At 71.0% G+C, this 7,585-nt stretch carries 6 protein-coding genes, 2 tRNA genes and 1 pseudogene; 3 read left to right on the forward strand and 6 right to left on the reverse strand.

Annotation, left to right across the window (positions count from 1 at the left end; all coding sequences use genetic code 11):
• Positions 1–653: pseudogene (locus tag ON36_RS05575) on the reverse strand (Hsp70 family protein); the annotation flags it as partial.
• 79 nt (positions 654–732) lie between these two features.
• Positions 733–1,305, reverse strand: coding sequence for a MarR family winged helix-turn-helix transcriptional regulator (locus ON36_RS05580; protein ID WP_052313682.1), 573 nt, complete (start codon positions 1,303–1,305; stop codon positions 733–735).
• 84 nt (positions 1,306–1,389) lie between these two features.
• Here ON36_RS05580 and ON36_RS05585 point away from each other — a divergent pair.
• Positions 1,390–1,461, forward strand: a tRNA-Cys gene (locus tag ON36_RS05585).
• A gap of 236 nt (positions 1,462–1,697) precedes the next feature.
• On the opposite strand, the gene ON36_RS05590 is transcribed toward ON36_RS05585, so the two are convergent.
• From ON36_RS05590 to ON36_RS05605, 4 genes are all read right to left on the reverse strand, one after another.
• Complete coding sequence (locus ON36_RS05590; protein ID WP_043648503.1) at positions 1,698–2,333, reverse strand: Rv0361 family membrane protein; 636 nt, start codon at positions 2,331–2,333, stop codon at positions 1,698–1,700.
• A 160-nt stretch (positions 2,334–2,493) separates the two neighbouring features.
• Positions 2,494–2,566 (reverse strand) — tRNA-Arg (locus tag ON36_RS05595).
• Positions 2,567–2,677: 111 nt separating this feature from the next.
• Positions 2,678–3,412 carry a DUF305 domain-containing protein gene (locus tag ON36_RS05600; protein ID WP_043648505.1) on the reverse strand — a complete coding sequence of 245 codons (735 nt, stop codon included), beginning with the start codon at positions 3,410–3,412 and terminating at the stop codon, positions 2,678–2,680.
• Positions 3,413–4,339 (reverse strand): thioredoxin-like domain-containing protein, encoded by a 927-nt coding sequence (locus tag ON36_RS05605; protein ID WP_043648507.1) that lies wholly within the window; start codon positions 4,337–4,339, stop codon positions 3,413–3,415.
• Between the two features lie 120 nt (positions 4,340–4,459).
• On the opposite strand from ON36_RS05605, the gene argS reads away from it, so the two are divergent.
• Entirely contained in the window at positions 4,460–6,118 is a 1,659-nt protein-coding gene (argS, locus tag ON36_RS05610; RefSeq protein ID WP_043648509.1) for an arginine--tRNA ligase, read from the forward strand.
• Positions 6,119–6,152: 34 nt separating this feature from the next.
• Positions 6,153–7,574 (forward strand): diaminopimelate decarboxylase, encoded by a 1,422-nt coding sequence (gene lysA / locus ON36_RS05615; RefSeq protein WP_043648511.1) that lies wholly within the window; start codon positions 6,153–6,155, stop codon positions 7,572–7,574.
• Positions 7,575–7,585 lie beyond the last annotated feature (11 nt).

Here is a 7,585-nt window from a genome sequence, read left to right on the forward strand (position 1 = left end):
CGGCGCACGTAGGACGCCGAATGGTGCAGCCCGGCCGCGCACAACTCGGCCAGGTCGCTGCGCGTCACCACCGCGCGGCCGCCCGTGCCCGCGTCGGTCGCCGTCACCACCCGGTCCCGGCTCAGCGACTCCCGGTGCGCGCGGCTGGTCCGCGCGTCGGTGGTCACCCCGCCCCGGGCCAGCTGCCAGCGCAACAGCGCGTCGTAGCCGTCACCGCTGAGCACCGTGGTGCGCTGACCGGCCAGGATCGTCTCGGTCCGGCAGTCCGCCAACGTCAGGGTCAGGCCCGAACACCCCAGGTCGTACAGGATCACCGCGCCCGAATCCGGCAGCATCCCGGTGAACCGCAGGTACCGCAGCTGCGCCAGCGGCTCGTCCACGATCCCCAGCCCGGACTCGCCCGCCGCCGCCGCCAGCTCCTCGGCGTGCACTTCGTTCCGGCAGGTCACCGCCGTCGCCGAGACGCACTCGCCCCGGCCGACCGCCGCCGCGCGTAACCGCCGGATCGCCGTCAGCACCGGTTCGGCCACCGAACCACCCGCGCGGCGCGGCACGAACAACCGGTCCACCGGCTCCAGATGCGGTTGATCGGAATGGGTCAGCACCGCGCGGGCCCCGCCGACGCCCGCAGACACCCCCAGGACCAGCACCATGGGTCCATCGTGGCGGGTTTCCCGCGCCCTGCCAAGGGTAAGACGGGGCGATTCGCGGCAAGGCCGGGAATGCGAGGATTCAGCCCGCCGCGGGACCGTCCCAGCTCGCCGACGGGTCCGCGTCGTCCGGAATCGCGAAATCGCCCGCCTCGTGCCGGAATTCGGCCAGCAGCCGCAACAACGACCGCACCCGATCCGGCGGCAGCCCCGGTTTCGCGAACACCTGGGCGTTCAGCTCGGCCGTCGCCGCCGCCACCGCCGCGCGTCCCGCCTCGGTGATCTCGATCAGCGTCGCCCGCCGGTCGCTCGGATGCGGCACCCGCACCACCAGGCCCGCCGCCTGCAACCGATCCACCGTATTGGTCACGCTCGTCGGGTGCACCTGCAGCCGCGCGCTCGCCTTCGCCATCGGCAACGCCCCCGACCTGCTGAAACTCAGCAACTGCAGCAGCTCGTACCGGGAGAACGTCAACCCCGACGGCTTCAGCGCCTCATCCACCCGCGCCATCACGATCTGCTGGGCCCGCACCAGCGACGTCACGGCCGCCATGCCGTCGGCCTCCGCCGTCCAGCCGTGCGCCTCCCACTGGCGGTGGGCCTCGGCGATCGGATCGTGGGAAAGCGGGCGGGGCTGCGACACGGTTTCGATCATGACATGCCCGGATTGGAATCACCGTGATCCCAACACTGTGCGCTGCCGGCGAACCCGGGCAGTATTCGAGGCGTTCCACACCACGCGGGCGTGGCTGAGTGGTTTAGGCAACGGTCTGCAAAGCCGTTAACGCGGGTTCGATTCCCGCCGCTCGCTCTGTGATTCTTGGCGTCGCCTTCGGCGACGCGGGGTTCGGCCTCGTGACCTCGCCGCCGAGAGGCGATACCGCGCCTTGGGCGGTACGTCTCGCCTCTCGGCGGCGAGGCGGCCGAAACCCGTGGTTGTTCCGTTCTCACCGACACGCGGTGTCCCGGTTTCCTCGTGTGTTTTCGCTTCGCTCGCCTGCCCCGATCGGGGTCGGCTCGCGGAAGCTTCGGGCGGGTCCGCTCTCGCTACGTCGTCGATTCCGAGCAGACTTTCCAGGTGCCGTCTTCCTTCTTCAGGTGTTCCTCGGTGGTGCTGTCGGTGTCGGGCTCCATGCCGGGCAGGGTCAGGGTCAGTTCGCCGGTGACCTTGGCGGTGGCGGTGTCGCCGGTGACGACGATGTCGTCGACCGTGTCGATCCGGACGGCGATGTTGGCCTTGTCGAACTCGGCCCGTTCGTCGGTCGAGAGGTTGGCGATCTCGGCTCGGTCTGCGGCGCAGGCCTTTTCGGCGGCGGCGACGAAGCCGTCCTCGTCCAGGACCTCGTAGAAGTCGCGGATGGCGACCTCGATCTGCTTCTCGTCCGAGGCCAGCGGGGTCTTGCCCTGCACGGTCAGCACGACGCCGGTGACGACGGCGCCGACCACGACCAGCGCGAGGATCGCCAGGCCGACGATCAGGCCGGTGTGCTTCTTCTTCGGCGGCGGACCGCCGGGATAGCCGGGCGGGGGAGCGCCGTAACCGGGTTGCGGCGCACCGTAACCGGGCGGCGGACCGTATCCGGGTGGGCCCTGGGGGAAGCCCGGGCTCTGCTGCGGATATCCCTGCCCCTGCGGAAACTCCGGCTGACCGTACGGCGGTTGCCCGCCGGGCGGATTGGTCATGCCCGCTCCTCGGTGTCGGTGGGGTCGCGCCCCGGCGATCCAGCGTCTTTCCGCCCACCGTAGTTCAGACCGTGTCCGATTCGGCGGCACGAGTCTGGATCGTGTCCTGGCACCCCGACCGACGAGAAAGGCCCCCGCCGGGTGGCGGGGGCCTTCGCGGTGCCCTCGGCAGGATTCGAACCTGCGGCCTTCTGCTCCGGAGGCAGACGCTCTATCCCCTGAGCTACGAGGGCGGGGAAGAGTCCGGTCGGGGGATCCCGATCGGGCGGTGAAAGCGTATCGCATCGGTGCCGCTGCGCCAAAAACAATGCCGGACCGGGGGTTGCGCCGGTCCGGCATCGCGGTCAGTTCATCGGCAGCGGCGCGGCGCCCCGCTCGGTGAGCATGCGCTTCATCAGCGTCGACTCGCCCTGCTGGGTGGCCGACATGGTGGTGGCCAGCAGGCGCACCTGCTCGGTGCTCGCCCGCTCGGCGGCGTAGTCGAGCATGGGCACGCCGCCCTCGTGATGACGCAGCATCAGCTGCAGGAACAGCGTGTCGAGGGCGGGTCCGCGCGCCTTGCGCAGCGCGTCCATCTCCTCGGCCGACGCCATGCCGGGCATGGACTGCACCGGGCCCGCGTGCGCGGCGGTCGTGCCCGCGCCGTGGGCGTGGCCGTCGCCGTGCCCGTCGCTCATCCAGCCCATGTAGCCGTCGATGTTCTGATTGGGCTCGCCCCACACCTGCAGCCAGCCCTGCATGCGGCCGATCTGGTTCTGCTGGGTGGTCAGGATGTCGTAGGCCAGGCGGCGCACGTCGTTGTCGGTCGAGCCGATCAGCGTGATGCCCGCCATGTCCACGGCCTGGGCGTGGTGGGCGGACATGTCCTGGCTGAAGCCGACGTCCACCGCGCCGGGCCGCGCGGTGTCGTCCTGCCTGCCCAGCGGCAGGCCGAGCAGGACGCCGATGACGGCGCCGAGCAGCAGCAGGCCGACCGCGCCGAGGACGAGCACCGCGGCGCCGGGGCGGGCGCCCCCGGCCGTCGCGGCGCTCGCCTCGCCGGTCGCGGTGTCCTCGGGTGCGGCGGTGTCGCCCGCCACCTACTGGCCCTCGGCCGGGGCGGGCGCGGCGCCGCCGGGCGGGGTGTCACCGCCGGGGAGGGTGCCGCCGGGCAGCGTGCCGCCGCCGGGCAGGATGCCGCCCATGCCCGCGCCGCCGAGCTCGGCGCCGTCGGTGGTCGTGCCCTTGCCGTCCATCGGGACCGCGTCGGGGCCGTAGGGCGAGCTGTCGAACGGCGGCGGGTTGTTCACGTCGAAGATGGGGTTCGAGCAGCTGGCGCCGACCTCGGGGTAGGCGTACGGGTTCTCGCGCAGGGCGGAGATGAACTGCTTGATGCGCGGATCGTCGGCGGAGTCGACGGCCAGCTGGTGGCCCCACGACTGCAGCGAGATCGGGCTGGCGAGGTTCGGGTACGGCGACATCAGCGAGAACTGGCGGCCCTTGACGAACCGCTCCAGGGTCTTCACGCCGTCGGCGTCGACCTTGTCGGGGTTGTAGGCGATCCACACCGCGCCGTGCTCGAGGGAGTGCACGGCGTTCTCCATGCGGATCGGCTTGGCGTAGACCACGCCGGTGCAGTTGGCCCAGGCGCTGTCGTGCGGGCCGCCGAACGCCGGGGACTTGTCGTAGGCCACCCGCTGCTGGGCGGTGACGTGCTGGCCCGCCGGGTAGGTCGCGGTCACGATGCCGGGGATCTTGGCCGCCGGATCCTTGTTCTCCGCGCTGGGCGCCCATTCCTTCAGATCGGTCTGCGCCTCACGGATCGCGGACTGATCGAGATACTTGGGCACGAGGCTGAATGCCAGCAGGCCGATCAGCGCGACGATGATCACACCACCGCCGATGATTCCCCAGGGGATCTGGGTCTTGCTCGGCATATTCTTCTTGCCACCCGGCTTGCGCGAAGGAGACGATTTCCCCGCGGCCCGGACGGCCTTGCCCGATGTGGCGCTTGTCCTGCTCGGCATCGCTCGTTGTGCTCTTTCGACGTGTGGATCGGATTCCTGCGGTGGGGGTTGTGCGGTCTCGGTCACCGAGCGCCCGCCCAGTCGAGGCGCACCCCTACCCAGCCAATAGGATAGAGACTCGTGACTCCAGCTGACCTTGCAGATCTCCTTCGCACCACCGCGGCGAAGGTGCTTGTCGAACGCGGCCTGGACTCCTCGGTCCTGCCCGAGCAGGTCACGGTGGAGCGTCCGCGCAACCCCGAACACGGCGACTATGCCACGAATGTGGCCATGCAGGTGGCCAAGCGGGCCGGAACCAACCCGCGCGAGCTGGCCGGCTGGCTGGCCGAGGCGCTGTCCGCCGCCGACGGGATCGACCTGGCCGACGTCGCCGGGCCCGGCTTCCTCAACATCCGCCTCGCCAAGTCCGCGCAGGGCGCGATCGTCGCCAAGATCCTCGCCGAAGGCCCCGCGTTCGGCACCGCGGACACCCTGGCCGGGCGCAAGGTCAACCTGGAGTTCGTCTCGGCGAACCCGACCGGCCCGGTGCACCTCGGCGGCACCCGCTGGGCCTCGGTCGGCGACGCGCTCGGGCGGATCCTCGCCGCGCAGGGCGCCGAGGTCACCCGGGAGTACTACTTCAACGACCACGGCGCGCAGATCGACCGGTTCGCCCGGTCGCTGGTCGCCGCCGCGCTCGGCGAGCCGACCCCCGAGGACGGCTACGCGGGCGAGTACATCGCCGAGATCAGCTCCTCGATCGTCGCCGCGCACCCCGACGCGCTCGGCCTGCCCGCCGACGAGCGGCACGAGCTGTTCCGCCGCGAGGGTGTCGAGCAGATGTTCGCCCAGATCAAGCAGGACCTGCACGAGTTCGGCACCGACTTCGACGTGTACTTCAACGAGTCGGCGCTGTTCGCCTCCGGCGCGGTGGAGAAGGCCGTCGAGGAACTGAAGGCCTCGGGCAACCTGTACGAGAAGGACGGCGCCTGGTGGATCGCCTCCACCGAGTACGGCGACGACAAGGACCGCGTCGTCCTCAAGAGCGACGGCAACGCGGCCTACATCGCCGGTGACATCGCCTACTTCCAGAACAAGCGCGCCCGCGGATTCGACCTGGCCATCTACATGCTCGGCGCCGACCACCACGGCTACATCGGCCGGCTCAAGGCCGCCGCCGCGGCCTTCGGCGACGACCCCGACACCGTCGAGGTGCTCATCGGCCAGATGGTCAACCTGGTCCGCGACGGCCAGGCCGTGAAGATGAGCAAGCGGGCGGGCACCGTCGTCACCCTCAACGACCTGGTCGAGGCCATCGGCGTCGACGCCTCGCGCTATTCGCTGGTCCGCTCCTCGGTGAACTCGAGCATCGACATCGACCTCGACCTGTGGACGAAGGCGAGCAGCGAGAACCCGGTCTACTACGTCCAGTACGCGCACGCGCGCACCTCCCGCATCCTCGACAACGCCGCCGAACTCGGCTTCGGCGAGGTCGAGGCGGACCTGTCGCTGATGACGTCCGAGCGCGAGGGCGAGCTGATCCGTACGCTCGGTGAGTTCCCCCGGGTGGTCGCCACCGCCGCCGAGACCCGCGAACCGCACCGCATCGCGCGCTACCTCGAGGAACTGGCCGGGGCCTACCACCCCTTCCAGTCCGACGACGACATGCGGGTGCTGCCCAAGGGCGACGATCCGGTCACCCCGCTCAACGCCGCCCGGCTCGAGCTGGTGAAGGCGACCCGGCAGGTGCTGGCCAACGGCCTCACCCTGCTCGGCGTGAGCGCGCCGGAGCGCATGTGACGACCACCTGCTGTACCACGAAGGGAGCTCGGAAATGAGCGCTCACCCCGCCGGTCCCCGGCACGCCGAGATCCCGCACGCGCCGAATCTGCCGGAGCGCCCGGCCGATCCGCGCGAGATGATCGACCTGCCCGCCAACGTCTGGCCGCGCAACGCCTCCCGTGACGAGGCGGGCGAGGTCCGCCTGGCCGGCGTGCCGGTGGCCGAACTCGCCGAGCGGTACGGCACGCCGCTGTTCGTGGTCGACGAGGACGACTTCCGCACCCGCTGCCGCGACATGGTGGCCGCCTTCGGCCCCGGCGCCCGGGTGCACTACGCCTCCAAGGCGTTCCTGTGCGGGGAGGTCGCGCGATGGATCCGCGACGAGGGCCTGTCGCTGGACGTGTGCTCCGGCGGCGAGCTCGCCATCGCGCTGCACGCCGGATTCCCGGCCGAGCGCATCGCGCTGCACGGCAACAACAAGTCCGTGCCCGAGCTCGAGACCGCGGTGAACGCGGGCGTCGGCCACATCGTGGTCGACTCCCTCTACGAGATCGAGCGCCTGGAGGCCGTGGCCGGCGCCGCGGGCGTGGTGCAGGACGTGCTGGTCCGGGTGACCGTGGGCGTCGAGGCGCACACCCACGAGTACATCTCCACCGCCCACGAGGACCAGAAGTTCGGGTTCTCCATCGCGGGCGGCGACGCCATGGAGGCCCTCGCCCGGGTCTTCGAGGCCGACAACCTGCGCCTGGTCGGCCTGCACAGCCACATCGGCTCGCAGATCTTCGAGATCGACGGCTTCGAGATCGCCGCCCGCCGCATGCTCGGCCTGCTGCGCGAGGCCATCGACAAGTTCGGCATCGAACGCACCGCGCAGATCTCCACCCTCGACCTCGGCGGCGGCCTCGGTATCTCCTACCTGCCGAACGACGACCCGCCGCCGCTGGCCGAGTTCGCCGCCAGCCTGCGCGCGCTGGTGGCCGCCGAGGCCGAACGGGCCGGGCTGCCCGAGCCGGTCATCGCCGTGGAGCCCGGTCGCGCCATCGCCGGTCCCGGCACCGTCACCCTCTACGAGGTCGGCACCATCAAGGACGTCTCCCTCGACGGCGGCCTGCGCCGCCGCTACGTCAGCGTCGACGGTGGGATGAGTGACAACATCCGCCCCGCGCTGTACCAGGCCGACTACGATTGCCGTCTGGTCTCGCGCTCGTCCGACGCGCACGCCGTCGTGGCGCGCGTGGTCGGCAAGCACTGCGAGAGCGGCGACATCGTCATCCGTGACACGTGGATGCCCGCCGACACGGCCCCCGGCGACCTCATCGCCGTGGCCGCCACCGGCGCGTACTGCTACTCGATGTCGAGCCGATACAACGCGCTGACCCGTCCCGCCGTCGTGGCGGTCAAGGACGGGCAGGCGCGCCTGATTCTGCGCCGGGAGACCGTCGCGGACCTGCTCAGCCTGGAGGTGGAGGGATGACCGAAGCGAAG

Origin of the sequence: Nocardia thailandica NBRC 100428, from assembly GCF_000308795.1 — a bacterium.
GTDB classification, from domain to species: Bacteria; Actinomycetota; Actinomycetes; order Mycobacteriales; family Mycobacteriaceae; genus Nocardia; species Nocardia thailandica.